Source organism: Actinomadura livida, assembly GCF_014648675.1.
GTDB lineage: Bacteria > Actinomycetota > Actinomycetes > Streptosporangiales > Streptosporangiaceae > Spirillospora > Spirillospora livida.
Window position 1 is genome coordinate 53933 of sequence record NZ_BMRO01000007.1, and the last position, 25137, is coordinate 79069.

The window sequence follows — 25137 nt, forward strand, 5'->3', positions numbered from 1 at the left end:
CGGCGCGCTAGCGGTCGACCCGGCGGCGCTTGCCGCCGAAGAGGCGGGGCGGGGCGCCCGCGGTCGTCGCGGGCGTCGGGACGGGGCGGACGGCCGCGTAGTCGTCGGTGGACTCGGTGACCGGCAGCGCCGGGGTGAGCCGGATGATCCACGACTCGGTCGCCCAGCGCTCCACCTGACCCCCGTGGGACGCCGCGTTCAGCCGGGCCTTGGCGAGCAGCGGCGCGACGGCGTCCCAGAGCTCGGTGCCCGGCTCGACCGGCTCGGCGTCGGCGACGAACGAGACCAGCCGACCGCCCTTGTCCTTGCTGCGCAGGATCACCGTGACCTGCGCGGACTCCGGAAGGCCGGGCAGCGGCTGCTCGCCCTCCCCGCCGGTCAGCACGTAGGCGGAGCCGTCGTGCCACACGTGCCAGGCCGCCCTCGGCTGCCGCAGGCCGGGGAGGTCCAGCCACAGCAGGTCCGACTTCTTGGCCGCCTCCTCGACGAGCGCCCGGTTCAGCTCAGCCATGCCCGTCACCCATGTCAGAAGGGTCTCACACCGATGGATAGCATCCGGGGCCATGCGCTCACGTCGTACCACGCTCGCGGTCCCCGGCAGCAACGCCCGCTTCATCGAGAAGGCGCAGGGGCTCCCCGCGGACGAGATCTTCCTCGACCTGGAGGACGCCGTCGCGCCGTCCGCGAAGGAGGACGCACGCGGGACGGTCGTGGCGGCGCTCAACGAGGGCGACTGGTCCGGCAAGACCCGGGTGGTGCGCGTCAACGACCTGGACACCCACTGGGCGTACCGGGACGTGATCGAGGTCGTGGAGGGCGCCGGCGCCAACCTCGACGCGATCATGCTGCCGAAGGTGCGGGACGCCTCCTACGTCCAGTGGCTCGACCGGCTCCTCACCCAGATCGAGCGGGCGGCGGACCTGCCGGTGGGCCGGATCGGCATCGAGGCGCAGATCGAGGACGCCCGGGGCCTCGCCGGCATCGACGCGATCGCGGCGTCCTCGCCGCGGCTGGAGACGCTCGTCCTCGGGCCCGGCGACCTCATGGCGTCGCTCAACATGGGAACGCTCGTCGTGGGGGAGCAGCCGCCCGGCTACACCGAGGGCGACGCCTACCACTACATCCTGATGCGGATCCTGGTCGCCGCCCGCGCCAACGACCTGCAGGCCATCGACGGGCCCTACTTCAACGTGCGCGACGTGGAGGCGTTCACGCGGGTCGCGCGGCGGTCCGCGGCGCTGGGGTTCGACGGGAAGTGGGTGCTGCACCCGTCCCAGATCGAGGCCGGGAACGCGGTGTTCTCCCCGTCCCAGGAGGACTACGACCACGCCGAGCTGATCCTCGAGGCCTACGACCACTACGTCACGGTGGAGGGCCGCGGCGCCGCCGTCCTCGGCGACGAGATGATCGACGAGGCGTCCCGGAAGATGGCCCTCGTCGTCGCCGCCAAGGGCCGCGCGGCCGGGCTGGCGCGCACGAAGCGTTTCGACCCCCGGGGGAACTGACCGCCCGTACGATTCGTCCACGGATGGAAGGGCTTCGGGAGGGCCGAACGTGTCAGAACCAGGGGAAGCCGACGGCTGGACCCCGCTGGACCCCGGCATGTCCGGCGAGCGGCCCGCGGACCCGCGCCCCCAGGAGGAGCGGCCGCCCGCACCCGGGTCGCCCGATCCCGGGCAGGCGCAGCCCTACACCGCGGGGACGCCGTACTGGCCCGGCGCCCCGGCGCAGCCGCCGGGGTGGGACCCGACGTACGGGCAGCCCGCCCGGGATCCCTACTGGCAGGGCGCCTACGGGCAGGCTCCCTATCCGCAGGGGTACCCGGGCTACGGGATGCAGCCCGTCAAGACGTCCTGGACGGTGGAGGCGCCGGCCGGCAGCCCGTTCCACCACCTGGCACGGAACGATGCGCACCGCTGGTGGCGTCCCCTGGCCGGCTCGCTGACGATCCTCGTCATCGGCATCGGCCTGGTGATGGGGCTCATGATCGTCGGGACGGTCATCGCCTGGGCGGTGACTGGAGAGCCGCCCGACACGACCGGCACGAACGCCACGGTGTTCGAGAACGACACCGCCGACCTGGCGATCAACCTGGCCATGCTCGCGGTGTTCCTGCCGGTGGCGTTCTTCGCGGCGTGGGGCATCCAGCGGCGCGCGCCCGGCACGCTGTCGTCGGTCGCGGGCCGGCTGCGCTGGAAGTGGCTGCTGGTCTGCTGCGGCCTCGCGGTCGGGTTCTGCATCGTGGCGTTCGGGACGTCGCTCGTGGCGGAGATGGCCATGGACGACCCGTCCGGCGGTGACGAGGAGTGGGTCGGGTGGGGGCAGTTCCTCGTCCCGGCGGTCGTCATTCTCCTCCTGGTGCCGTTCCAGGCCGCGGCGGAGGAGTACGTCTTCCGCGGCTGGATGCTGCAGGCCGTGGGCGCCTGCACGCTGGAGAACGCCAAGCGGAAGGTCGGGCGGGCGCTCAGCGTCGTGTTCCGCACGCCCTGGCCCGGCATCGTCGTCGGCTCCGCCCTGTTCACGGCCGGGCACGGCTACACGGGCTGGGGGATCCTCGACATCTTCGCCTTCGGCGCCATCGCGGCGTGGGTGACGGTGCGCACGGGCGGGCTGGAGGCGGCCATCGCCCTCCACGTGTTCAACAACCTGCTGGCGTTCATGTTCTCCGCCGCCGTCGGGGAACTGGACATCGTGCAGGGCGACGTCCCGTGGGAGGTCGTCGTGGCCGACATCGTGCCGATGGTCCTGTTCGCGGCCGTGGCCGTCCGGCTGGCGCGGCGCCTGCGCGTCCAGACCGTCAGCTCGGCCCCCGCGGAGGACGACGCCCCGGTGACCGCTGGCGTCAGCCCCGCGCACGTCGCATAGCCGCGTCACAGCCCGAATCTCACAGCAGGCCCCACAGCACGAGCGCGTCGAGCAGGCCGGGCACGACGGGGAGGTCCCCCAGCGCGTCCGGAGCGATCCAACGGGCGTCGGCCGCGTCGTCCCCGGCGCGGAGCGTTCCACCCGCCACCGTCGCGGCGTAGTCGTGGATCTCGTAGGTGACGCCGCCGGGCCCCGGGCGCTCCACCGTCCCGGCCAGCGCGCCGACCACGACGTCCAGCCCGGTCTCCTCCTTCAGCTCCCGCACGAGCGCGGCCGGGTCGTCCTCGCCGGGCTCGACCCGCCCGCCCGGGATCGACCACAGGCCCTCGCCCGGCGGGCGCGCCCGCTTCACCAGGAGCAGCCGCCCGGCGCCGTCCTGCACGATCCCGCCGACACAACGCACACGCATGACCTCATTTTGTTCCCCCTTTTCCACGCGGCGACCCGCCCGGCCTTGACGGGCCGGGAAGAGGCCGCGCAGGGTGGGTAGTCATGAGGGCGGAGCCCACCTGCCCGCGCTGCGCGGGCCCTCTGCATGCGCCGGGCCTCTGGTCCAGCGACTGGAGCTGCGGCGTGCACGGCGTCGTCCTCCCGAGGCAGCCGTCCAAGCGGCCCGGCCCGGACGGGCTGGCCGCCGTGCTGCGCGACGCCCGCGTCCCCGTCTGGACGCCCTGGCCCCTTCCGCTGGGCTGGCTCGTCACGGGGTTCGCCACGGTCGGGGACGACCGCAGCGGCGCGCGGGCGACGGCGGTGGCCCTGTCCGGGCCGGGGCTGCTCGCCGGGCCCGCCGACATGGTGCTGATCGCCGAGGAGCCGGGCATCGGCCTCGGTGCCCACTACGCGGGCCTCGACGGCTCCGACCCGGGCGAGGTGTTCGACGCCCCCCCGCACGTGAAGCTCGACGTCAGCGGCCCCGCGGCGACCTGCGGGCATTCCGTGCCGATGTGGACGGTCAACGGCCAGGCCGACCGCGCCGTGTTCGTCGGGGAGGCGATGGGCCACTGGCTCTGGGTCGTGCTCTGGCCCGCCGATGCCGGTGTGCTGCTGCTGGAGCGCCAGACCCTGCTCGATCTGCGCGAGCCGGGGATGGAACTCGACCTCCCCTACGGCGCCTACAGCCCGCGGCTCGACGACTGACGCTGGTATGAACGGGCCATGCGGATCGATCTGCACAGCCACAGTGACGCGTCCGACGGCACCCGGCCGCCCGCGGAGGTCGTCCGGCGGGCGCGGGCGAACGGCCTCGACGTCCTGGCGCTCACCGACCACGACACCGTCGCCGGCTGGGACGAGGCCGCCGGGGCGCTGCCCGAGGGGCTGACGCTCGTCCCCGGCATCGAGCTGTCGTGCCGGCAGGACGGCCGCAGCCTCCACATGCTCGGCTACCTGTTCGACCCGGCCGCCCCGGACCTGGCGGCCGAACTCGCCCGGATCCGCGACGACCGGGTGATCAGGGCGCGGGCCATGGTCGACCGGCTCCGGGAGCTCGGCGTGGACGTCACCTGGGACATGGTCCGCTCGCTGGCCAGAGGCGAGGCGGTCGGGCGTCCGCACATCGCGCGGGCCATGGTCGCGGCGGGCGCGATCCGCGACACCGACGAGGCGTTCACCCCGCGCTGGATCGCGCAGGGCGGCCGCGCCCACGCCGAGCGGTACGCGCTCGAACCGGAGCGGGCGATCGGGCTCGTCCGCGCGGCCGGGGGAGTGTGCGTGCTGGCCCACCCGAGGGCGCGGCGCCGCGGGTACGTCGTCGCCGACGAGGTGGTCGAGAGGCTCGCCGCCGCCGGGCTCGCCGGGATCGAGGCCGACCACCCCGACCACGCCCCCGAGGACCGCGCTCACCTGCGCGACCTCGCGTCCGCCCTGGACCTCGCCGTGACCGGCTCCAGCGACGACCACGGGGACCTGACCGGCGACCGTCTCGGCGCCGAGACGACCGCGCCCGCCGACTACGAGCGGCTGCTGGCGGGAGCCCGCCGTGATGATCTCCGACTGCCCGAAACGTGACGCGAAGCACGATAGGCTTCGGAGGGTGGACGCGCGCATCGAACAGGTCGTGACGTCGGGGCGGCTCTCCCTCGACGACACCGACTACGACGTCGAGAACAACACCTACATCATCGGTGACGACGACGAGGTCGTCGTGATCGATCCGGCGCACGACGCCGAGGCCATCCTCAAGGAGGTCGGTGACCGCGAGGTCATGGCCGTCCTGCTCACCGACGGCAACGAGCACCACCTCAACGTGGTCCTCGAGGTCGCCGCCGCGGGCGAGGAGGACGAGGAGAACTGGGCCCCGATCGCGCTGCACCGCGGCGACCGGCTGCTGTGGCGCGACTACTTCGGCCGCCTCGCCAAAGAGGAGGACGACGAGGACGACGCCAAGGCCCTGCGCTCCCTCGAACCCGACATCTGGCTGGAGGACGGCGGCGTCTTCGAGATCGCCGACGCCCAGCTGGAGATCGTGCACACCCCGGGCCACACCCCCGGCAGCGTCTGCGTGATCAGCGAGCAGCTCGGCGTCCTGTTCTCCGGCGACACGCTGCACCGCGGCCGCCCCGGCTCCATCGGCGGCGTCTACGAGGACCTGCGCAAGCAGCTCAACTCCATCGGCGCGCTGCTCACCCCGCTCCCGAAGGACCTGAAGGTCCTGCCCGCCCAGGGCGAGGAGACCACCGTCGGCGAAGAGGACTCCCGCTGGGAGTCGTGGGGCGCGCTCGCCCAGGACGAGGACTGACGGCCTCGTTGGGCGCCGAGCAGCTCGGCTTCGACGGCATGCCCCGGCGGCTGTACACGTGCACGCCGTCGAGGCTGAACACCTGGCTCGACTGCCCGCGCCGGTACCGGATGACGTACCTCGACCGTCCGATGCCGCCGAAGGGCCCGCCGTGGGCGCACAACAGCGTCGGTGCGAGCGTCCACAACGCCCTGGCGGGCTGGTGGCGGCTGCCCGTCGGCGACCGCACCCCCGAGGCCGCGGGGAGCCTCCTCGTCCGCGGCTGGCTGACGGACGGGTTCCGCGACGACGCGCAGTCCGCGCGGTGGCGTGACCGGGCCCGCGAGATGACCGAGCGGTACGCGGCGGGCCTCGACCCGTCCGACGAGCCGGTCGGCGTGGAGCGGACGGTCGCGACCCGCACCGACCGCATCGCCGTGTCGGGCCGCATCGACCGCCTCGACGCCCGCGGCTCCGAGCTCGCCGTCGTCGACTACAAGACGGGACGCCGCGTCCCCGCGTCCGACGACGCCCGCGGGTCCCTCGCCCTCGCCATCTACGCCGTCGCCGCGTCCCGCGTGCTGCGCCGCCCCTGCCACCGCGTCGAGCTGCACCACCTGCCGTCCGGCGAGGTCGCGGCCTGGGACCACACCGACGAGTCCCTGAACCGGCACATCCGCCGCGCCGAGCAGATCGCCTCCGAGGCGGCCGATGCCGACGAGGGCTACCGCGCTTTGGCGGGGGAGCGCGGGGGCGTGCCGAAGCCCCGCGTGGGGGACGCCCGCCCGGCCGCCGTAGACCACGCCCCGTACGACGAGCTGTTCCCGCCGCGCACGGGCAACCTCTGCTCCTGGTGCGACTTCGCCCGCCACTGCCCCGAAGGGCGGGAGGCCGCCCCGCGCAAGGAGCCCTGGGCGGCCCTGCCCGCCGACGACGAGGGCCAGGTCGACGCCTAGTGCGGTGTCCGCGAACGTTCACCGGGTCGACAAGCCGTTGAGCTGCGGCGTGTTGTTGTTATGGCGCACCGGATAACAACAACACGCCGCAAGTCAACGAGCCCGGTGGACCTTGGTGGTCACCGCACTAGGCGGTTGGCGGCTAGGCGGGGGTGAGGGTCTTCCCGGCCGGCCAGCGCCGCGGGTCGCGCAGGCCGAACAGGCCCCGGCTCACGTCGTAGCCCTCGGCGGCGAGCCGCTGCCGGGTGCGTTCGAGCATGTCCCGGGTGGGCTTGGCGAAGGCGTAGTCGTGCAGCCGCTCCGGCACCGCGTTCATCGCGAGGCGGAACGACTTGAGCGCCGCCGTCACCGCCGGCTGCGGCACCTCGGGCAGCGCCCCGTACATCGCGCGGGCCCAGTCGGGCAGCGCGTAGTAGCAGAGCGCGCCGAACGGGAAGTAGCCCGGCTTGCCGGGCGCCAGGAACTTCAGGTTCTCCGGCATCGTCGGCCACATCAGGAACCGGACGGTCTCCGCCGCCTCCTCCGTGACCCGGAGCCGGGGCCGCATCTCCGCGAAGTACGCCTCCATGTCGGCGACGGTGCCGGGGACGTCCTCGGCGTGCAGGCCGACGAGCTCGGCCGACCTGCGCTGCTCCGCCAGGTAGCGGTCGGCCATGGGGCCGGTGAGCGGCAGGCCCGCCCGGCGCGCGACCTCCAGGTACGAGTACACCTCGGCGCAGTGCACCCAGAGCAGCAGCTCGGGCTGGTCGAGCCGCTCCCTCTTGCCGGTGTCGTGGTTGAGGATGCGCAGGCTCCGGTGGATCTCCCGGACCCGGTAGGCCGCCTGCTCCACCTCCTCGGGGCTGCCGAACGTGCCCAGGCCGACGAAGTCGGAGGTCCGCTGCAGCCGGCCGAAGGGGTCCTCACGGAAGTTGGAGTTCTGCCAGACGCCCCACATCGCCATCGGATGCAGTGCTTGCAGCATCAGGCTGCGCACCCCGCCGACCCACATGGTGCGGTCGAGGTGGACGCGCCAGGTGACGCTCTCGGGCGGCTGGATCGTCGCGGGCATTGACACCTCCATGAGACAAACTCCGGTAAGTGTGTCATTACCCGCTCGCCGCCGTGACACCGCCCCCCGATCGAGGCGTCCGGTCGTCGCCCTCGGCCCAGCCCCTCCGACCTCCGCTGCCCGGTGCTTCAGGAGGACGCGGCGAGGACCTTCCGGAGGTGGACGGCGAAGAACTCCGGGGCGTCGGCGAAGCCGGTGTGGCCGCCGGGGAACAGCGTCGGCTCGATGCCGAGCTCCTCGGCGAGCGCCCGGGAGGCGCGGTCGCACAGCTCGCCCGCGGACTCCTCGCCGATGCCGACCACGATGCGGGACGCGACCGCGCGCAGGGCGGCGAGGTCGGGCTTCCAGTGGACGGTCTCGCGCAGCTCGTGCTCGAACCAGCGGCGCTCGTCGGCGAGGTCCTGCGGGTCGCGGTCCCCGCCGAACATGTGCTCCAGCGCCCCGTCCGGGAGGTGGATGTCGCTCAGCGCCATGAACGCGCGCCACGCGCCCATCACGTCGCCGCTCAAGTAGGTGGCGATCATCTCGTCCGTCGCCTTGTAGAGGTCGTCGCGGTCGTCCAGGAGCTCGTCCAGCGGCGGTTCGTGCGCGATGACCAGGCGGGCCTGGCCGGGGTGGGCCTGCGCGAACGCGAGGGCGGTGCAGGCGCCGCCGCTGGAGCCGAGCACCACGGCCGGCCCGGCGTCCACCTGCGCGATCAGGCGCGACAGGTCGTCGGCGCGCAGTGGCGGCGTCGAGTCCTGCTCAGGGTCGTCGACCGGGCTGCGGCCGATGCCCCGGGGGTCGGTCGTCAGGACGGTGTGGTCGCTCGCGAGCAGGTCGGCGAGCGGCTCGAACGCCGCCGCGCCCATCGGCGCGCCCACGAGCGCCACGAGCGGGCCTCGCCCGCGGACCTCGTAGTGCAGCCGCGCATCCGGCACGCGAAGGGTTCCGCTGGTCGTCATGGATTCCTCCAGGTGATGTAGGTGCGGTCAGGAAGACTCGCGATCCCGGAGGAATTCATCGCCCGGACGAGGATCAGCTCGCGGAAAGGCCCTTGTAGTACTCGACCTGCCCCGGGTAGTAGGCGTCGAAGTCCGCCACCGGCGCGCCCGTCATCGAGGAGACGAGCCGGTCCAGGTAGTACTCCCACCCGGGCCCGGTGGTGGACACGTCGGTGTCCGGGTCGAGGTGGTGCAGGAAGGTCAGCGTGGTCACGCCGCCGGCCTCGGCCAGGCGCGCCTCCAGGTGCCACCGCCCGTACTCGTCGACCGCCTCGACCTCCAGCCTGCGCGGCGGTTCACAGGCGATGATCGTCATGTCGCTCTCCGGCTGCCCCTCCTCCATGACGAGCGTGAGCCGCACATTGGCGCCGGGCTTGCCCTCACCCGTCCAGTGGGCGAACCAGCGGGCCGTCCGCTCGGGCTCGGTGATGCTCGCCCAGACGTCCTCGATCGGTGCTTTGAACTCGCGCGTCATCTCCAGGTCCGTGCCGGTCGCCGCGGCGATCAGCCTGCCGGTCGGTGTGGGCGTCATCCCGTGCTCCTCGCGTCCATGGGCTCTTCGCCCGGGCCACGCGCGCGGTCGCGTCGCGTGCGGTGGACCTCTGTCTCCAGTGCGTCGAGGCGCTGGTCCCACACCCGCCGCCGCGCGGTGGCGAGCCAGCGCTCGATCTCCCGCAGCGGACCGTGCTCGACCCGGTAGTGCCGCTCCCGGCCCACCAGCTCGGCCTCGACCAGCCCCGCCTCGCGCAGCACCCGCAGGTGCCGGCTCACGGCGGGCCGGCTGATCTCCGGGAACGCGGCCGCCAGCGCCCCGGCGGTCCGCGGCCCGTCACCGAGCAGCACCACGATCCGCCGCCGCACCGGATCCGCCACGGCATCGAAGACGTCCACGGAAAACATGTAACCATCGTGTTACGCGTTTTGTCCAGGGCGGGCACCGATGAGTTCCGGCCGGCCGCCCGGTCCGTACACCACGACGAAAGGAGTGCGCATGACCCACTTCGCGACCTCGGCGGACGGGACCCGCATCGCCTACGACCGCCTGGGCGGGGGCCCGGCGGTCGTCCTCATCGGCGGCATGTTCTGCGCCCGCCCCGCCACCCGGGAACTGGCCGGGCGGCTCGCCGAACGCTTCACGGTGCTCAACTACGACCGGCGCGGCCGCGGCGAGAGCGGCGACACGGCCCCGTACGCCGTGCGGCGGGAGGTCGAGGACCTGGCCGCGCTGATCACCGAGGCCGGCGGCTCGGCCGCGGTCTACGGCCACTCCTCCGGCGCGGGCCTGGCCCTGGAAGCGGCCGCCGCGGGACTGCCGATCACCAGGCTCGTCCTGCACGAGCCGCCCTACGGCTCCGACGACGAGGACGAGAGGCGAACCGCGCGGGAACTGGCCGAGAACGTCCAGGCGGCCCTGAAGGACGACCGCCGGGCCGACGCCATCAAGCTCTTCCTGGCCGCGTCGGGCATGCCCCCGGAAACGGCCGAAGGGACGGCCGCCGACCCGGACATGCAGGCGATAGCCCCGACGATGCCCTACGACTTCGAGGTCATGGGCGACACCGCCCGGGGCGGCGCGATCCCGGAAGACCTGGCCCGCGCCGTCGCCGCCCCGACCCTGCTGATCGCGGGCAGCGCCAGCCCGCCCTTCTTCCGCGACACCGCGACGCGCCTGACCGCCCTGCTGCCGAACGGCGAGTACACGTTGCTGGAAGGCCAAGACCACGCCGCGCCCGCCGACCAGGCCGCCCCGGTGATCACGGCCTTCCTGGCCGCTGACCCGCAGCGGTAGGGGTGCGGGCTAGCGGGCCACGCGGTAGTGGAGGAAGACGACCTTCGAGGTGAAGGTGCGGGTCTCGACGAGTTCGAGATCCACGTGCCGCTCGTGCCGGGGGAAGAACGGAGTGCCGCCGCCGACCAGGACCGGGCAGACCCTGGCCCGGTACTCGTCGATCAGGTCCAGTGCGGCGGCCTCGGCGGCGAGTGTCGCGCCGCCGATCGCGATGTTCCCGCCGCCCGGTTCGGCCCGCAGCCGCTCGATCTCCTCCGCCAGGCCGCCGGAGGCCAGGCGCGCGTTGCCCTGCACCGCCGACAGCGTGTTGGAGAACACCACCTTCGGGAGCGGGTTCCAGACGGCGATGAACTCGCGCTCCAGATCGGTGGTCTTCGGGTCCTGGGCGGCGGTCTCCCAGTAGAGCATCGTCTCGTACAGCCGTCGTCCCATCAGGTGGACGCCGACGTCCCGGACCTCGTCGGTGGCGAAGCGGAAGACCTCCTCGTCGGGCTCCGCCCACTGGAAGCCGCCGTCCGGCCCGATGACGTAGCCGTCCAGCGACACGGCCATCGAATAGGTCACACTGCGCATCAGAGTCCCCTCCCGGTAACGCGTTCGACGTTACGACCGTCGGACAACGCGGAACTCATCGCGGGAACTCATCGCGCACCGCGAAAACCCGACGAGGCCCGATCCGGCGCCCCGGCCGGCGATCATGCCACGGCCGAAGGAATCGCGGAGCTCTTCGACCTGAACGTCACGGCTCCGAGCCTGCTCTCCAGCCTGACGCACGTCCTCGCGCACCTGCATCACCGCCTCGGGACTGAGGACGGCGAGAACGGAGAGGGCGGCCGTCCACGGTGAGGCTCGGGCGGCGCGGTGGGGTCACATCGGTTCGTCGCGGATGACGTCCAGGTTCATGAAGCGCGGGCCGCTGGTGCAGCGGGCCTGGAGCTCCGCGGCGATCTGCTGGGTCTCGGGCAGGTCGTTGTTCAGCATCGCCGCCTCGTAGGACGGGAACTCCACGATCTCCACGAAGTGGGCCGGGTTCTCGCGGTCGCGCGTGTGCGTGTCGCGGGACACCGTCCGCTTGCCCTCGGTCGCCGCGGCCCACTGGTCGAACAGCGGGTCCAGCTCGTCGGGACGGTCGGTCTCGTACTCGATGATCTGCATGAAAGTCATGTGCTGCCCCCTAACGGACGCTCATGTGCTCGTCCTTGAGCGAGTTGCGGATCTCTTCGCGGAACTCCGGGCTGTCGGTGTGCCCGTGCACCGATGCCGCGTGCTCGGCGGCGGCGCGGACGACCTCGTCCTCCTCGCCGCTGATGGTCAGCGTGCATCCGGACTCGCTCGGCATCTCCCGGCAGTCGGCCACTTTGCGCATCGTTCCTCCCCGTGTCGGTGGCCGGGCGGCCGGCGCGTGAGGAGAACGTGCTTCGCGGCGCCGGCCTCCTGGCCGTCCCGCAGCATCGCCGAATTCACTACTTATCGTGATATGTCCCCAGGTCAGCCGGAACTATCCCGGGAGGACGTCCCGGTGTCCTCCCGGTGGCGGTGCCAGGCCTCGCGTAGCGTCCCGTACTGGTCGCGCAGGCGGCGCGGGGTGTTCGGGGGAGCGACGTCGTAGCGCTCCCACGGGATGGTGCTGCGGATGCTGCCCACGAGAACGACCAGGATCGGGCGGGCATCGCCGGACGTCCGCACCTCCACGTCCCACACGTGCTTGTTGTAGCGCAGCGTGATGCCGGTGATCTCATCCCAGGGCAGGTGTTCCCGCCTGTAGGTGTGGACGATATCGAGCCCATCCCCGCTGACGATCACCCGGCTGCGCAGGGAGAGCATGCAGGTGAAGCCCAGGAAGAGGGCCGCGGTCATGACCAGGCCCATCCCGAACAGGCGGCCGGTGGAGTAGTCCGGAAGGCCCCCCGACATCGTCAGCTTGAGGCACCAGACGAACACGTAGGCGCAGAGGACGGCCGCGAACGCCATGAGGGGCATCGAGCGATGGTTCCGCAGCGTCTTTCGCTCTTTCACCCTGAGAGTGTGCCCGGCCCATTCTGGAGAGCGCCAGACGCTTTCAGCGGGAGTTCTGCTCTGCCTCGTGCCAGAAGGTGCGGAGGGCGGCGGCGGTGGTCTCCGGGGCCTCCCAGGCGGGGGAGTGGGCGGCGCCGGGGATCACGACCTTGGACGCGTTGAGGCGCTCGGCCATCGCGGCCTGGGCGGCGGGCAGCCAGGCGTCGTCGTCCTCCCCGTAGAGGACCAGGACGCGCAGGTTCGTGCCGGCGCAGTGCTTGGCGAGCTCGTCGACGCGGTCCGGGGCGGTGAGGATCTCGTTCGCCATGCAGATCAGGCCGGTCTCGGAGTTGCCGAGGGTGCGGGCCTTGATGAAGGCGATGATCTCCGCTTCGAGACCCTGGCCCGTGTAGTCGGGTTCGAGCGCGACCTGCCAGATGGTCTCCATGCCGAGTTCCGGGATGGCGTCGCGGAGGGCCTTGGCCCGGTCGGCGGTCGGGCCGGTGACGGCGGCGGGGCCCGAGCTCATCAGGGTGAACGAGGCGGGGCGGACGGCGCCGGCGAGCACGGCCTCGCGGCAGACCAGCCCGCCGAAGGAGTGGGCGACGAGGTGCGCCGGGTCGGGGCCGAGGGCCTCCAGCAGGGACGTGATGTCCTCGCCGAGCGCGGCCCGGGTGTAGGCGGCCGGGTCGTCCGGGCCGATCGACTCGTACTGGCCGCGCATGTCGATCGACACGACCCGGCGGCCGGACGCGGCGAGCGTCTGCAGGACGGCGAGGAAGTCCTCCTTGCTGCCGGTGAGGCCGGGCACGAGGAGGGCGGGAGGGCGCTCGGGCACACCGGATCCCGGGAGGGCCTCCAGGGCGGCGAACGAGCCTCGGGGCGTCTCGATGTTCGTCCGGCTGACGCCGGGGGGCAAGGTCAGGAACCGGGGCGTGCTCACGGGGGACCACCATACTCAATCGGCGGCAACGGACACCCGTGAAAAACCTTCGGTGGTAGCGTCGGCAGAGTGCGTCCGAAGCCTGCCATCTCCGCGCACCGCCGTGACGAAGCCGGGCTGACCGGCCTGTCCATGGCCGTCGACTCCGGGGCGGAGTACGTGGAGATCGACATCCGGCGGACGGGGGACGGGCGCCTCGTCGTCCACCACGACGCCGAGCTCGCCGGGCTGCCGCTGAACCGGCTCACCTACGACCGGGTTCAGGAGCTGGCGCCGCGGCCCGTCCCGCTCGTCAGCGAGGCCATGAAGATCATCGGAGGCCGGGCGCAGGGCCATCTGGACCTCAAGGAGCGCGGCACCGAGCACGAGACGGTGGAGCTGGCCATCGAGGCGTTCGGGCCGGACCGCTTCGTCGTCACCACCCGCGAGGTGCTGTCGCTCGTGCAGATCAAGCGGGCCTTCCCCGAGGTGCGGACGGCGCTGTCGGTCGGACGCAACCTGTGGGAGCGCGGCATCGCGCACGACTTCGCGCCGCTGCGCCTGATCCGCAAGGCCGGCGCCGACATGGTCGCCGTCAACCACCGGCTGGCCCGCGTCGGCGTGCTGCGCCAGTGCGGCCGCGCGGGGATCCCCGCCATGGTGTGGACGGTCAACGCCGAACCGGTGATGCGGCGGTTCCTCGGCGACCCGCGCGTCGCCGTCCTCGTCACCGACCACCCCGAAGTCGCGCTGAAGCTGCGTGACGGGCGGCCCTGACGAGACCGCGACTCAACCGCGAGACCGGCCGGAGGCCCCGCGGTTGATGCCGGTACTAGGCGCTCTGCGGCGCCTCGGTCGTGTCCGCGGCCGGCTTGCCGGCGCGGGTGCGGCGGCGGTTCCGGCTGCGCTTGCGCTCGGTCGCCACGGCGTCGACGACGTTGTCGTCGGCGGTGCCCTCCGAGCGGGCGGACGAACCCCCGCGCCCCCCGGCGGCCGTGCCGCCGGCCTCCGCCGCGGTGTTCTTCGCCGCGGCCTCGACGGGCTGGCCGCCGCGGGTGCGGGCCCGGTCGCGCTTGCGGCGCCGCGGCCGGGGACGCTCACGCTCCCGGTCCTGGCCGCGTTCGGTGCTGCGGGTCCGGCCGGTCTCGCCGATGTCCTCCAGCTCCTCGGCGTCCAGCCCGGCGCGGTCGTGCCGCTTGTCCTTGGGCAGCCGGCCCTTCGTGCCCTCGGGGATGCCGAGGACGGAGAAGAAGTGCGGGGACGTGGAGTAGGTCTCCTCGGGAGCGGCGAACGGCAGGTCGAGCGTGCTGTTGATCAGCTTCCACCGGGTGAGGTCGGACCAGTCGATGAACGTGACGGCCACGCCCTCCTTGCCCGCGCGGCCGGTCCGGCCGATGCGGTGCACGTAGGTGTCGGCGCTGTCGGGGCACTCGTAGTTGACGACGTGCGTGACGTCGTCGACGTCGAGCCCGCGGGCGGCGACGTCGGTGGCGACGAGCACGCCGATCTTGCCGCTGCGGAACGCGCGCAGCGCCCGCTCGCGCTGGCTCTGCCCGAGGTCGCCGTGGACGGCGGCGGCGTCGAAGCCCCGCTGCACCAGGTCGGCGGCGACCCTGTCGCAGGCCCGCTTGGTCTGGCAGAAGATCATCGTCAGCCCGCGGCCGTCGGCCTGCAGGAGACGGGCCACCATCTCCGGCTTGTCCATCTGGTGGGCCTGGAACACGTGCTGGACGACCTGCGGCGTCGCGTCCGACTCGGTGTGCGACTCGGCCCGGACGTTGGTCGGGCGGGTCAGGTAGGCGCGCGACAGCGCGACGATCTCGCCCGGCATGGTCGCCGAGAACATCATCGTCTGCCGCTTCGCCGGGATCCGCTCGATGATCCGCTCGATGTCCGGCAGGAAGCCGAGGTCGAGCATCCGGTCGGCCTCGTCCAGCACCAGGATCTCGATCTGCGAGAGGTCGAGGTGCTTCTGCTTGACGAGGTCGAGGAGGCGGCCCGGGGTGCCGACGACGACGTCGACGCCCTCCCGGAGCGCGTCGATCTGCGGCTCGTACGCGCGGCCGCCGTAGACGGACAGGACGCGGGAGCCGAGCTTGCCGCCGGCGACCAGGAGGTCGTCGGTGACCTGGAGGGCCAGCTCGCGGGTCGGCGCCACGACGAGCGCGCGCGGTGCGCGGCCGCCGTGCTCGATGCGCTGCAGCAGCGCGGCACCGAACGCGAGGGTCTTGCCGGTGCCCGTGCGGGCCTGGCCGATGATGTCGTGGCCGCCCAGCGCGATCGGCAGGGCGAGCTCCTGGATGGGGAACGCTTCTACGATGCCCTCTGCTTCAAGGGCGTCTGCTATCTCGGGGACGACCCCGAGTTCACGAAAGGTAGTCAGGGCTTTCAGCCTCCAATATGCGGGGTCTCCGCTCCCGGGTGCGGCGCGGCGCCCGGCGGGCGCCACCGCGTGGGCACACCCGCCTAGCGTTCGCCATGGCCGCGCGCTCGCGCGGGAGGGACCAGCCGTTGCTCAAAATCCGTCGGCGACCGCAGTCAGGGGTTGAAAGCAGTCACTCGCTGTGGCTGCGTGCGGTCACACTCCGCGACGCAGTGTACCGACCGTCTGTTGCATACACCAATAGCCGATCACCGGATCCAACGCTGCCGCGGTTTCGGCTATTCCATCGCCGCCCCGCCAGGGGGCGCCGAAGGTCCGCCGCGCCGGGGCGGAGGCGGCGGGCGGTCCTGTTGAGAGGGCTGTCAGAACGGCCACATCCGGACAGCCGCGCCCGGGGACGGGGGAAGCCCCCGCCCGTTCGGGCGGGGGCTTCCGGCCGTTCATGTCGCCGTGCTCGTCGTGGGGTCAGTAGGAGCGGCGACCGGTGCGCCAGCCTCGGCGCCCGCTGCCGCGCGTGTTGAGCGTGGTGAGCGCCACCACCCCGATGGCCGCGATCACCAGCGCGAAAACGATGGCGACGAGGGTGCCCGCGCCCAGCGCGTCCGCGATGACCCCGCCGAGGACGGCGCCCGCGATCCCGACGAGGATCGTGAGCAGGATGCCGATCGGATTGCGGCCGGGGACGAGCAGCCGCGCCAGGGCTCCGACGACGGCACCGACGACGATGAACCAGAGAATCGTCGTGAGCATATCGATCATCCATTCCTTTCGTGGGCCGGTGGCCCGTGGTCGGGAATCGATATGCCCTTCCTGCCGGATTCAAACAAAGCGGAGGTCAAGACGCGGTGTGCCGTGCCGGAACGCGATCAGGCGTACTGGGAGCCGAATCCGACGTTGCGCTGCTCGTCCTCGGAGATCTCCAGGTAGCCGACGCGTTCGGCCGGGACGACGATCCGCCCGGCGCGCCGGTCCTGGAGGGCGAGGATGCCGCCCGGCCGGGACAGCGCGTCCGCCAGCGCGTCCTGGACCTCGTCGGCCGACTGCGCGGTGTCGACCACGAGTTCCTTCGGAACGTTCTGCACACCGATGCGCACCTGCACGCGATGCTCCCGTCGTCCGTCACGTCCCGCCGCCCGCCGGCGGGCCCTCCCACGATGGTCGCACGGAGATCACCGGTACCGCCCGCACTCCCGTTTCACCGAGCGTGAAACGGCCGCGCGGCGGCACCGGTGCGGGCGGAGGCGTCAGCTCGGCTCGGTGCTCATGGGGAAGCCGGAGATCCCGCGCCAGGCCAGCCGGGCGATGATCTTCTCGGCGGTGTCCTTGGGGATCGCCCGCTGCTGCGAGAGCCAGTAGCGGGCGCTGACCTCCGCCATGCCGACGAGCCCCATGCCGAGCAGGTACGCCTCGTCGGTGGGGGCGCTGGTGTCCTCGGCGATGACCTGGGCGATCATCTCGGCGCACTGCTGGTTGGCGCGGTCGACGCGCGCCCGCACGGGCGCGACGTTGCGGAGGTCGGACTCGAAGACCAGGCGGTACGCCTCGCCGTCGCCGGCCACGAAGTCGTAGAAGGCCTGCATGCTCGCCTGGACGCGCATCTTGTTGTCCGTGGTGGACTCAAGCGCGTCGCGGACGATCTTCACCAGGGCCTCGGCGTGCTCGTCCAGCAGGGCCAGGTACAGCTCCAGCTTGCCCGGGAAGTGCTGGTAGAGCACGGGTTTGCTGACGCCTGCGCGCTCGGCGATCTCGTCCATCGCCGCTGCGTGGTACCCCTGCGCGACGAACACCTCCTGGGCCGCGCCGAGCAGTTGCCTGCGGCGCGCCAGTCGCGGCAGCCTCGTGCCGCGGGGGCGTGCGTCCGGGGTCGCGGTCACCACACTCTCCGATCAACGATCAATGCGGCGGACGGGGGCCCCCTCCGCCGCGCGGGAACAATCTCATCATCCTACGCGTGGGTAACTCCGCCGGTCACGGCCAAAGCGCGCGGACGTTCCTTCACGCAGGTCAGTGTATTTACGGCGGGGAGCCCGGGCACCCTCATCCGGCCTTCCCCCGCCGGAGTCACCGGTAGTCGTCCTCGTCGAGCGGCACCTCGTACCGCTGCTCGACGGCGTCCGCCTCGTTGACGTCGTCCGGCACCTGCGCGGACCACTCCAGGGGCCCCTCCTCGTCGCCGATCGCGGCGCGCTGCTCGGCCGCGTCGGCCTCGTCGGCCTCGTCGGCCTCACCGTCCCCGCCGGGGCCGGCGACCGCCGGGTCGAGGTCGTCGGTCTCGCTCATCACACGTCCTCCTCACAGGGCCCGCCTCGCGGTGCCGCCTCACAGGTTCGCCGCCAGCTCCCGCAGCGGAGCCTCCACGGACTCGCCGTAGGTCGGGAACGCGTGGACGACGTCGGCGAGCAGGCTCAGCGGCGTCTCCGCGCGGATGGCCAGCGTGATCTCGCTCATCCACTCCTCGGCGTTGCGTCCGGCCGCGGCGGCGCCGACCAGCAGGCCCCGCGACCGGTCGGCGTACAGTTCGACCCGGCCGCGCTCGTCGGCCTCGACCGCCGCCCGGACCGTCGCGGCGAGGTCGTACCCGGCCGTGAGCAGGTCTATGCCGAGTTCCCCGGCCTCCCTGGGCGAGACCCCCACCGAGTAGACGGTGGGCGTCGTGTAGACGACGCGGGGGATCGCGCGGTAGTCGGTCTCGCGGCGCCGCCCGAGGAGGTTGGACAGCACCACCTGCGCCTGGTAGCGCGCGGCGTGGGTCGTGCCGGCGATCCCCGTGACGTCCCCGGCCGCCCAGACGCCGCCCGCCTGAGCATCGTCCGCGCCGTCCGCCTCGCACGGCACGCGGCAGGTCTCGTCCACCGGGAGGCCCTGCCCCGGCGTGACGGCGACGCCGAGGTTCTCCAGGCCGAGGCCCTCGACCCGTGGGCGGCGCCCCGCGGCGACGAGGACGCGGTCGGCGTCGATCGTCCCGCCGTCCGACAGCCACAGCCGCAGGCCGGTGTCCTTGCGCCCGGCGTGCCCGGCGGCGGCGCCGAGCCGCAGGTCGACGCCCGTCCGGCGGAGCGCGTCGGCGAGCACCTCCCCGGCGAACGGCGCCTCGGCGGTCAGCAGCCGCCCGGACGCCTCGACGAGCGACACCTGCGAGCCGAACGACGCGTACACCTGCGCCAGCTCGCAGCCGACCGGGCCGCCGCCGAGGATCGCGAGCCGGCGGGGCAGGTCGGGCACCGACAGCGCCTCGTCGCCGGTCCACAGCGGGACGTCGGCGAGGCCGTCGACGGCCGGGATCACCGGTTCGCCGCCGGTGCACACGACGAGGTCGCCGAAGCCGTGCACGGTGCCGTCGACCTCGATCCGCCCCGGCCCGGTGACATGGCCGCGGCCGCGCAGGACGGTGACGCCCGCCTCCGCCATCCGCGCGACGGCGGGGTCGTCGCGGCGGTACCGGGCCAGCGCGTCGCGCCGGGCGAGCGCCGCCTCCCACGTCTCGCCGCGCCGCGCCGACAGCAGCAGCGACTTCGACGGCACGCACGCGAAGTACGGCGACACCCCGCCGACCAGGTGCTTCTCGACGAGTGCGACGTCGCGGCCCGCGCGGGCGAGCCCGGACGCCACCAGCTCGCCCGCCGTCCCCCCGCCCAGCACCACGGCGTCGTAGTGGTGGTTCTGCGTCAACTGTCCGGCCTCCCGCCCCGTGCGTCGTCCCCCGGACCATGGTGACGGAATCCGGCGCCGGAGAGTGCCGGTTCGAACACATAGGGCATGCGAAGTGTCACGGGCCGGGCGGGGTTGCGGCGGTCCGGAGGGGCAGCCAGGGGAGGGGCGTCAGGGGAGGGGCGGCCGGTCCTCGGCGAGCAGCGGTTCCAGGAGGTCGCCGTGCTCTTCGACGCGGGCGAGGACGTCGTCCGGGCCGAACACCAGGTCGGCGCTGTCCTCGCAGGACTCCAGCTCGTCCCAGGTGATGGGGGTGGACGCGGACGGGCGGTTCGCGGCGCGCAGCGAGTAGGGCGCGACGGTCGTCTTCGCCGGGTTGTTCTGGCTCCAGTCCACGAAGATCTTGCCCTTGCGCAGCCGCTTCTCCATCTTCGCGACGATCAGCTCGGGATGCTCCTCGGCGAGGCGCTGCGCGGCCGCCTTGGCGTACTCGGACGTCCGCTCCGCCTTCGCCGGCTCCTTGATCGGGACGTACAGGTGCAGCCCCTTCTTGCCGCTCGTCTTGGGGTATGACTCCAGGCCGTCCTCGGCGAGCACGTCGCGCAGCAGCGCCGCCACCTCGCACGCCTCCACGATCGTGGCCGGAGGGCCCGGGTCCAGGTCGAAGACGACGAGGTCGGGGGTGTGCACCTTGCCGCGCGGCCCGACCTTCCACTGCGGGATGTGCAGTTCGAGAGCGGCGAGGTTGGCGCACCACACGAGCGTGGGCAGGTCGTCCACGACGACGAAGTCGAGGGTGTCGCGCCCCGTGGAGCTGCCGGGGGTGGGGATCGTGGCGGTCCGCACCCACGCCGGCGTGTGGGACGGCGCGTTCTTCTCGAAGAACTTGCCGCCGTCCACGCCGTCCGGCCACCGGATCCGGGTCGCGGCGCGGTCCTTCAGGTGCGGCAGCATCACCGGGGCTATGCGTGCGTAGTAGTCGATGACCTCGCCCTTGGTGAACTCGGGGTAGAGGTTCTTGCCGAGGTTGGAGAGGGACACCTGCTGCCCGTCGACGTCGACGGTCGTGCGCTTACTCGCCACAGGTGCTCCAGGGCTCACTGCTCACTGGTGACCTCCAGGGGGTCCTTGTCGTCGCGGAGGCCGCGCCAGGACGGGAAGCGGAGGCGGCCGTCCCGGGTGCGGGCGCTGTAGGCGACCTCCCCGACGAGCCGTGGCTCAACCCATTGGGCGTCACGGGCGAACTCACGCGGGACGGGGTCGTCGTAGGGGCTGGTGGGGCGGCGCAGCGGCCAGAGGATGTCGTACAGCTCGTCGAGGGCGCGGTCGCTGAAGCCGGTGCCGACGTGGCCGACGAAACCGAGGAGCCCCTTGACGTCGTACTCGCCGAGCAGCAGCGACCCCACGCCGCCTTCCCGCCGTCCCTTGCCGGGCTTCCAGCCGCAGATGACGACCTCGCGCGTCATGAAGTTCTTGACCTTGAGCCAGTAGTCGACGCGGCGTCCCGGGCGGTAGGGCGAGTCGAGGCGCTTGGCCAGCAGCCCCTCAAGGTGTTGTTCACGGGTGAAGGCGAGCAGCTCGTCCACCTGAGCGGTGTCGCCGCCGTGCAGGTACGGGGGGACCTCCACGGGTCCGGTTCCGGCCAGGTCGAGGTCGTCGAGGAGTGTGCGGCGCTCTACGTACGGCATGTCGTACAGAACGTGCCCGTTGAGGAACAGGACGTCGAAGACCACGTACCGGACGGGTACCTCACGGATCAGTCTGGGGTCGGGGTGCGCGACGTGCATGCGGCGCTGGAGTCGTTCGAAGCTGGGGCGCCCCTCCTCGAAGGCGACGACCTCCCCGTCCAGGACGACGTCGTGGCTGGGGAGGAGGTCGGCGAGTGCGGACAGTTCGGGGTAGCGGCTCGTCACCTCGCCGCCGCGCCGCCCGGTGGCACGGACGCCGTCGGCGGAGACGTGCGCCAGGACGCGGACGCCGTCCCACTTCAGCTCCAGCGCCCACTGCTCGCCGTCGGAGGGGAGTTCCCCGGTGGCGGCCATCATCGGCTCAACGGGCCACGGCATGGTCATACCGCCGTCTTACCCGGTGCCCGCACCGCAGAAAAGGATCAAGAGTCCGTTCTGGCGCAAATCGAACGGGGTTGCGACGCTAAGAGCGGGAAACGTGCTGGGGCGCGACTTGGTGGGTAGGGACTGGTCATGCGCAGTATCTGGAAGGGCGCCATCTCGTTCGGGCTGGTGACGATCCCCGTGAAGCTGTACTCGGCGACCGAGCAGCGGGATGTCCGCTTCCACCAGGTGCACCGGCAGGACGGCGGGCGCATCAAGTACAAGCGGGTGTGCACGGTCGACGGCGAGGAGGTCCCGTACTCCGACATCGCCAAGGGGTACGAGCTGCCGAGCGGCGAGATCGTCGTCCTGACCGACGAGGACTTCGCCGACCTGCCGCTGTCGACCAGCCGCCGGATCGACGTCCTGCAGTTCGTGGAGGCGGCGGAGGTCGACCCGATCTACTTCGCCAAGTCGTACTACCTGGAGCCCGACGCGCAGGGCGCCAAGCCGTACGTGCTGCTGCGGGACGCGCTGGAGAGCTCCGGCCAGGTCGCCATCGTCAAGATCGCGATCCGGCAGCGGGAGTCGCTGGCGACGCTGCGGGTCCGGGAGGGCGTGTTCGTCCTGGAGACGATGCTGTGGCCGGACGAGGTCCGCACCCCCGACTTCCCGTTCCTCGACGAGGACATCGAGGTCCGCAAGCAGGAGCTGTCGATGGCGACGTCGCTGATCGAGTCGATGGAGGCGGAGTTCGATCCGGCGGAGCACAAGGACGCCTACCGGGAGGCCCTCCAGGCGGTCATCGACGCGAAGGTCGAGGGCCGCGAGGTCGCGCGGCCCGCCGAGGAGGCCGAGGAGGAGCCCGCGGCCGACCTGCTCAGCGCGCTGCGCGCGAGCGTCGAGGCGGCGAAGAAGAGCCGGGGCGAGAAGAACGGCAAGGCCGCGTCCGGCAAGGGGACGGCGGAGAAGAAGCCCGCCGCGCGCAAGTCGTCCGCGAAGTCGGGGCAGAAGAAGGAGCCGGCGAAGAGCCGCACCCGCAAGTCCGCCTGAGCCCCGCCGGCCCGGTGCCCGCCGCCCCTGGCCGCCGCTGCTAGTTGCCGCCGCGGGCGGCGAGGACGCGGCCGAGGGCGTCGGCGGCCGCGGCGGGGTCGGCGCACGGCGCGATCCGCTCGCCCCAGCCGTAGAAGTACGACCAGGTGTCGCCCGACCGCTCGCGGGCGGCGATGACGTTCTCCTCCGCCGCCGGGGTCCGCGGGTCGGCCACGAGGGCGCACGGCCAGCGGTCGGCCGGGGCGGCGACCTCGACGCTCCAGCCGCGGGAGCGCAGCTCGTCGGTCAGCCGCTCCAGGTGCCCGAGCGCCGTGCCGGCGTCGCTGATCACCTGCGTGGACATGGTGCCTCCAAAGGAATGACCCGTGCGTTGCGTGGGAGATCCCGGGGAGTGCCGTCGCGGGGCAGGTCACCGGCAGGTGCGCCACCGGTGGAACGACGCTGTGCCCCCGGTCGAATGACGTTCAGTCTTCCGCCGGGTGAGTGAGATCACAAGCGGTTTGCGCGCATTGGCGGATCACCGCGCGGGTTCCGGCTCCGGCACGGGGGAGGGGGCGCCCTCGCGGACGCCGTACCGGCGGTAGACCTTGGCGAGCGGCCCCGGCGCCCACCAGTTCGCCCGCCCCATCAGGCGCATCACGGCCGGGACGAGCAGCCCCCGGACGACCGTCGCGTCCAGCAGGATCGCGATGGCCATGCCGACCCCGACCATCTTGATCGACGTGATGCCGGACGTCGCGAACGCGCCGATGACGACGATGAACAGCAGCGCGGCGCTGGTGATGACGGCGCCGGTGCGCTCGACGCCCGCGGCTACGGCCGCGGTGTTGGAGCCGGTCAGGTCGTACTCCTCCCGGACCCGCGACAGCAGGAACACCTCGTAGTCCATCGAGATGCCGAACAGGATGACGAGCATCAGGATCGGCATGGCGGGGGCGATCGAGCCGGTGGCGGTGAAGCCGAGCAGGCCCGACAGGTACCCGTCCTGGAAGATCAGCACGACCGCGCCGAACGTGGCCGCCAGCGACAGCGTGTTCATCACGATCGCCTTCAGCGGCAGGACCACCGACCCGAACGCCAGGAACAGCAGTACGAACGTCGCGCCCCCCACGAGCAGCGCCAGCCAGGGCAGCGTGCCGCCGAGGCCGGCCACCTCGTCGACGATCCGGGCGGTGGGGCCGCCGACCTGCACCTGCGCGTCCGCGGGCGGCGGGACGTCGCGGACCTCCGCCACCAGGTCGCGCGCCGTGCCGGAGTAGGGGTCGGCGTCGAAGCGGAGCGCGATGCGGGTCGTGGTGCCCTCGGCGCCGGTCACCTCCGTGTCCGCGGCGCCGGGGAGCGCGGCGAGGCGGTCCCCGTACGCGTCGATGGCGGCCCGGTCGGACGTGCCGGTCACGACCGCCTCGATCGGGCCCGTGGCGTTGCGCGCGAAGCGGGTGTCGAGCGCCTCGGCGACGCTCCTGGCCTCGGCGCCCTCCGGCAGCGCCGTGGCGTCGATCGCGCCCCACTCGATGCGCAGGAACGGGGCGCCGAGCGCGAGGAGCAGCGCCACGGTCGCCGTCGCGTAGACGACCGGGCGGCGCATGACGCTGCGGGCGACGCGTCCCCACCAGCGGCCGGACGGCCCGCGTCCGCGCCGCCGGACGGACAGCGCGTTCACCTTCGGGCCGAGGACGGCGAGCAGCGCGGGCAGGACGGTCAGCGCGCCGAGCATGCAGACGAAGACGGTGGCGATGCCGCCGTAGCCCATGGAGACGAGGAACTGCTGGTCGAAGAGGAGGAGGCCGGAGAGCGAGACCGCGACGGTGACGCCGGAGACGGCGACGGTGCGCCCTGCGGTGGCCATCGTCGTGGCCACGGCGTCCTCGATCGAGGTGCCGTCCCTGCTGAGTTCCTCCCGGAACCGGCTGACCACGAACAGCCCGTAGTCGATCGCGAGCCCGAGGCCGAGGAAGGTGGAGATGTTCACCGCGAAGCTCGACACGTCGGTCGCGTACGTCAGCGCGTGCAGGGCGGTGAACGAGCCGAGGATCGCCAGCCCGCCGACGAGGAGCGGCAGCGTCGCCGCGACCAGGCCCCCGAAGATCAGTACGAGCAGGACGAGCAGCACGGGGATCGCGATGGCCTCGGCGCGCACGATGTCCGAGGCGACGCGGTCGTCGATGGCCGCGGCGGTGCCGACCGTCCCGCCGACCTCGGCGGTGAGCCCGCCGCCCACACCGGTCAGGGCGCCGTCGATCGCCCGGTAGGACTCCTCCTTGGCGGCCTCCCCGGACCCGGCGAGTTCGAGGACGGCATAGGTGGCCCTGCGGTCGTCGCTGACGAACTGCGGCGCCCGGGTGGACCAGTACGTGCTCGTCGCGGTGACCTTGTCCGGGGGGAGGGCGCTCAACGCCTGCTCGACCGAGGCGCGATAGGCGGGATCGTCGACCGTCGTGCTGCCCTGGTAGAGGACCACGACGTCCGCCGCGTCCCGTCCGAGGTCGCGTTCGGCGATCTGGGCGGCCCGGGCGCTCTCACTGCCGGGCGTGTCGAAGCCGCCGGACGAGGACAGCGCCCCGAAGACGCCCGTGCCCCACACGCCGGCGAAGACGAGCGCGGCCCCGGCGATCGCGAGGACCCAGCGCCGCCGCCGGTGCACCCACCGGCCCCACCGATCGAGCATCGCCGTCCCCCGCCCGCCATGACTCTCTCAATAGCCATCAAGCAGGGTAAACTACGCATA

The 25137-nt window shown here is 72.6% G+C and carries 30 protein-coding genes; 9 read left to right on the forward strand and 21 right to left on the reverse strand.

Annotated features, from left to right (window positions below; translation table 11 throughout):
* Positions 1-7 precede the first annotated feature (7 nt).
* A complete protein-coding gene (locus tag IEZ03_RS17725; RefSeq protein WP_184881552.1) occupies positions 8-511 on the reverse strand; it encodes a hypothetical protein in 504 nt (167 codons plus the stop codon).
* 52 nt (positions 512-563) lie between these two features.
* Here IEZ03_RS17725 and IEZ03_RS17730 point away from each other — a divergent pair, with 52 nt between their 5' ends.
* Together IEZ03_RS17730 and IEZ03_RS17735 are read left to right on the forward strand one after the other, a co-directional pair.
* Entirely contained in the window at positions 564-1505 is a 942-nt protein-coding gene (locus IEZ03_RS17730; RefSeq protein ID WP_184881554.1) for an HpcH/HpaI aldolase/citrate lyase family protein, read from the forward strand.
* Positions 1506-1554: 49 nt separating this feature from the next.
* Positions 1555-2865: a CPBP family intramembrane glutamic endopeptidase gene (locus tag IEZ03_RS17735; protein ID WP_184881556.1), complete on the forward strand. Its 1311-nt coding sequence runs from the start codon at positions 1555-1557 to the stop codon at positions 2863-2865.
* Positions 2866-2884: 19 nt separating this feature from the next.
* On the opposite strand, the gene IEZ03_RS17740 is transcribed toward IEZ03_RS17735, so the two are convergent.
* Complete coding sequence (locus tag IEZ03_RS17740) at positions 2885-3274, reverse strand: NUDIX hydrolase (RefSeq protein WP_184881558.1); 390 nt, start codon at positions 3272-3274, stop codon at positions 2885-2887.
* A gap of 83 nt (positions 3275-3357) precedes the next feature.
* Here IEZ03_RS17740 and IEZ03_RS17745 point away from each other — a divergent pair, with 83 nt between their 5' ends.
* From IEZ03_RS17745 to IEZ03_RS17760, 4 genes are read left to right on the forward strand one after another with little or no spacing between them, the layout of a single operon-like run.
* Entirely contained in the window at positions 3358-4002 is a 645-nt protein-coding gene (locus IEZ03_RS17745) for a DUF6758 family protein (RefSeq protein WP_184881560.1), read from the forward strand.
* A gap of 18 nt (positions 4003-4020) precedes the next feature.
* Positions 4021-4872 carry a PHP domain-containing protein gene (locus IEZ03_RS17750; protein ID WP_184881562.1) on the forward strand — a complete coding sequence of 284 codons (852 nt, stop codon included), beginning with the start codon at positions 4021-4023 and terminating at the stop codon, positions 4870-4872.
* A gap of 25 nt (positions 4873-4897) precedes the next feature.
* On the forward strand, positions 4898-5602 hold the full coding sequence (locus IEZ03_RS17755) for an MBL fold metallo-hydrolase (RefSeq protein ID WP_184881564.1): 705 nt from the start codon (positions 4898-4900) through the stop codon (positions 5600-5602).
* 8 nt (positions 5603-5610) lie between these two features.
* Entirely contained in the window at positions 5611-6537 is a 927-nt protein-coding gene (locus IEZ03_RS17760; protein ID WP_229808368.1) for a RecB family exonuclease, read from the forward strand.
* 142 nt (positions 6538-6679) lie between these two features.
* Here the strand turns inward: IEZ03_RS17760 and IEZ03_RS17765 are convergent, their stop codons facing one another.
* From IEZ03_RS17765 to IEZ03_RS17780, 4 genes are all read right to left on the reverse strand, one after another.
* Positions 6680-7588 (reverse strand): oxygenase MpaB family protein, encoded by a 909-nt coding sequence (locus IEZ03_RS17765; RefSeq protein ID WP_184881566.1) that lies wholly within the window; start codon positions 7586-7588, stop codon positions 6680-6682.
* A 128-nt stretch (positions 7589-7716) separates the two neighbouring features.
* Positions 7717-8532 (reverse strand): alpha/beta fold hydrolase, encoded by an 816-nt coding sequence (locus IEZ03_RS17770; protein WP_184881568.1) that lies wholly within the window; start codon positions 8530-8532, stop codon positions 7717-7719.
* Between the two features lie 73 nt (positions 8533-8605).
* Positions 8606-9103 carry an SRPBCC family protein gene (locus IEZ03_RS17775; RefSeq protein WP_184881569.1) on the reverse strand — a complete coding sequence of 166 codons (498 nt, stop codon included), beginning with the start codon at positions 9101-9103 and terminating at the stop codon, positions 8606-8608.
* Positions 9100-9462, reverse strand: coding sequence for an ArsR/SmtB family transcription factor (locus IEZ03_RS17780; RefSeq protein ID WP_229808369.1), 363 nt, complete (start codon positions 9460-9462; stop codon positions 9100-9102). The genes IEZ03_RS17775 and IEZ03_RS17780 overlap by 4 nt, the downstream gene beginning before the upstream one ends.
* Before the next feature lie 100 nt (positions 9463-9562).
* Here IEZ03_RS17780 and IEZ03_RS17785 point away from each other — a divergent pair, with 100 nt between their 5' ends.
* Positions 9563-10360 carry an alpha/beta fold hydrolase gene (locus IEZ03_RS17785; RefSeq protein WP_184881573.1) on the forward strand — a complete coding sequence of 266 codons (798 nt, stop codon included), beginning with the start codon at positions 9563-9565 and terminating at the stop codon, positions 10358-10360.
* Positions 10361-10369: 9 nt separating this feature from the next.
* Here IEZ03_RS17785 and IEZ03_RS17790 read toward each other — a convergent pair whose 3' ends face one another.
* The 5 genes from IEZ03_RS17790 to IEZ03_RS17810 all read right to left on the reverse strand — a co-directional run bounded on the left by IEZ03_RS17790 (position 10370) and on the right by IEZ03_RS17810 (position 13298).
* Positions 10370-10933, reverse strand: coding sequence for a dihydrofolate reductase family protein (locus IEZ03_RS17790; protein WP_184881575.1), 564 nt, complete (start codon positions 10931-10933; stop codon positions 10370-10372).
* A 294-nt stretch (positions 10934-11227) separates the two neighbouring features.
* Complete coding sequence (locus tag IEZ03_RS17795) at positions 11228-11524, reverse strand: hypothetical protein (protein ID WP_184881576.1); 297 nt, start codon at positions 11522-11524, stop codon at positions 11228-11230.
* Positions 11525-11534: 10 nt separating this feature from the next.
* Positions 11535-11726 carry a DUF1059 domain-containing protein gene (locus tag IEZ03_RS17800; RefSeq protein ID WP_184881578.1) on the reverse strand — a complete coding sequence of 64 codons (192 nt, stop codon included), beginning with the start codon at positions 11724-11726 and terminating at the stop codon, positions 11535-11537.
* A gap of 122 nt (positions 11727-11848) precedes the next feature.
* On the reverse strand, positions 11849-12376 hold the full coding sequence (locus IEZ03_RS17805; protein WP_184881580.1) for a PH domain-containing protein: 528 nt from the start codon (positions 12374-12376) through the stop codon (positions 11849-11851).
* 43 nt (positions 12377-12419) lie between these two features.
* Complete coding sequence (locus IEZ03_RS17810) at positions 12420-13298, reverse strand: alpha/beta fold hydrolase (RefSeq protein ID WP_184881582.1); 879 nt, start codon at positions 13296-13298, stop codon at positions 12420-12422.
* Positions 13299-13367: 69 nt separating this feature from the next.
* Here IEZ03_RS17810 and IEZ03_RS17815 point away from each other — a divergent pair, with 69 nt between their 5' ends.
* Entirely contained in the window at positions 13368-14054 is a 687-nt protein-coding gene (locus tag IEZ03_RS17815; RefSeq protein WP_184881583.1) for a glycerophosphodiester phosphodiesterase, read from the forward strand.
* A 55-nt stretch (positions 14055-14109) separates the two neighbouring features.
* On the opposite strand, the gene IEZ03_RS17820 is transcribed toward IEZ03_RS17815, so the two are convergent.
* From IEZ03_RS17820 to ligD (IEZ03_RS17855), 8 genes are all read right to left on the reverse strand, one after another.
* Positions 14110-15624 (reverse strand): DEAD/DEAH box helicase, encoded by a 1515-nt coding sequence (locus tag IEZ03_RS17820; RefSeq protein WP_229808408.1) that lies wholly within the window; start codon positions 15622-15624, stop codon positions 14110-14112.
* Positions 15625-16125: 501 nt separating this feature from the next.
* A complete protein-coding gene (locus IEZ03_RS17825; RefSeq protein WP_184890409.1) occupies positions 16126-16410 on the reverse strand; it encodes a GlsB/YeaQ/YmgE family stress response membrane protein in 285 nt (94 codons plus the stop codon).
* A 116-nt stretch (positions 16411-16526) separates the two neighbouring features.
* Positions 16527-16760 (reverse strand): DUF3107 domain-containing protein, encoded by a 234-nt coding sequence (locus IEZ03_RS17830; protein ID WP_184881585.1) that lies wholly within the window; start codon positions 16758-16760, stop codon positions 16527-16529.
* Positions 16761-16904: 144 nt separating this feature from the next.
* On the reverse strand, positions 16905-17534 hold the full coding sequence (locus tag IEZ03_RS17835; RefSeq protein WP_184881587.1) for a TetR/AcrR family transcriptional regulator: 630 nt from the start codon (positions 17532-17534) through the stop codon (positions 16905-16907).
* 187 nt (positions 17535-17721) lie between these two features.
* Positions 17722-17940: an Rv3202a family protein gene (locus IEZ03_RS17840; protein WP_184881589.1), complete on the reverse strand. Its 219-nt coding sequence runs from the start codon at positions 17938-17940 to the stop codon at positions 17722-17724.
* Positions 17941-17979: 39 nt separating this feature from the next.
* The gene (locus IEZ03_RS17845; protein WP_221480590.1) at positions 17980-19329 is read right to left on the reverse strand and encodes a dihydrolipoyl dehydrogenase family protein; all 1350 of its coding nucleotides are present in this window, start codon (positions 19327-19329) and stop codon (positions 17980-17982) included.
* A gap of 150 nt (positions 19330-19479) precedes the next feature.
* Positions 19480-20391, reverse strand: a complete 912-nt coding sequence (gene ligD, locus IEZ03_RS17850; protein WP_184881591.1) for a non-homologous end-joining DNA ligase — start codon at positions 20389-20391, stop codon at positions 19480-19482.
* Positions 20392-20405: 14 nt separating this feature from the next.
* On the reverse strand, positions 20406-21380 hold the full coding sequence (gene ligD, locus IEZ03_RS17855) for a non-homologous end-joining DNA ligase (RefSeq protein WP_184881593.1): 975 nt from the start codon (positions 21378-21380) through the stop codon (positions 20406-20408).
* A 129-nt stretch (positions 21381-21509) separates the two neighbouring features.
* Here ligD (IEZ03_RS17855) and ku point away from each other — a divergent pair, with 129 nt between their 5' ends.
* Positions 21510-22412 carry a non-homologous end joining protein Ku gene (gene ku, locus IEZ03_RS17860; RefSeq protein ID WP_184881595.1) on the forward strand — a complete coding sequence of 301 codons (903 nt, stop codon included), beginning with the start codon at positions 21510-21512 and terminating at the stop codon, positions 22410-22412.
* A 40-nt stretch (positions 22413-22452) separates the two neighbouring features.
* Here the strand turns inward: ku and IEZ03_RS17865 are convergent, their stop codons facing one another.
* Complete coding sequence (locus IEZ03_RS17865) at positions 22453-22755, reverse strand: hypothetical protein (RefSeq protein ID WP_184881597.1); 303 nt, start codon at positions 22753-22755, stop codon at positions 22453-22455.
* Between the two features lie 174 nt (positions 22756-22929).
* Positions 22930-25077, reverse strand: a complete 2148-nt coding sequence (locus IEZ03_RS17870; RefSeq protein WP_184881599.1) for an MMPL family transporter — start codon at positions 25075-25077, stop codon at positions 22930-22932.
* Positions 25078-25137 lie beyond the last annotated feature (60 nt).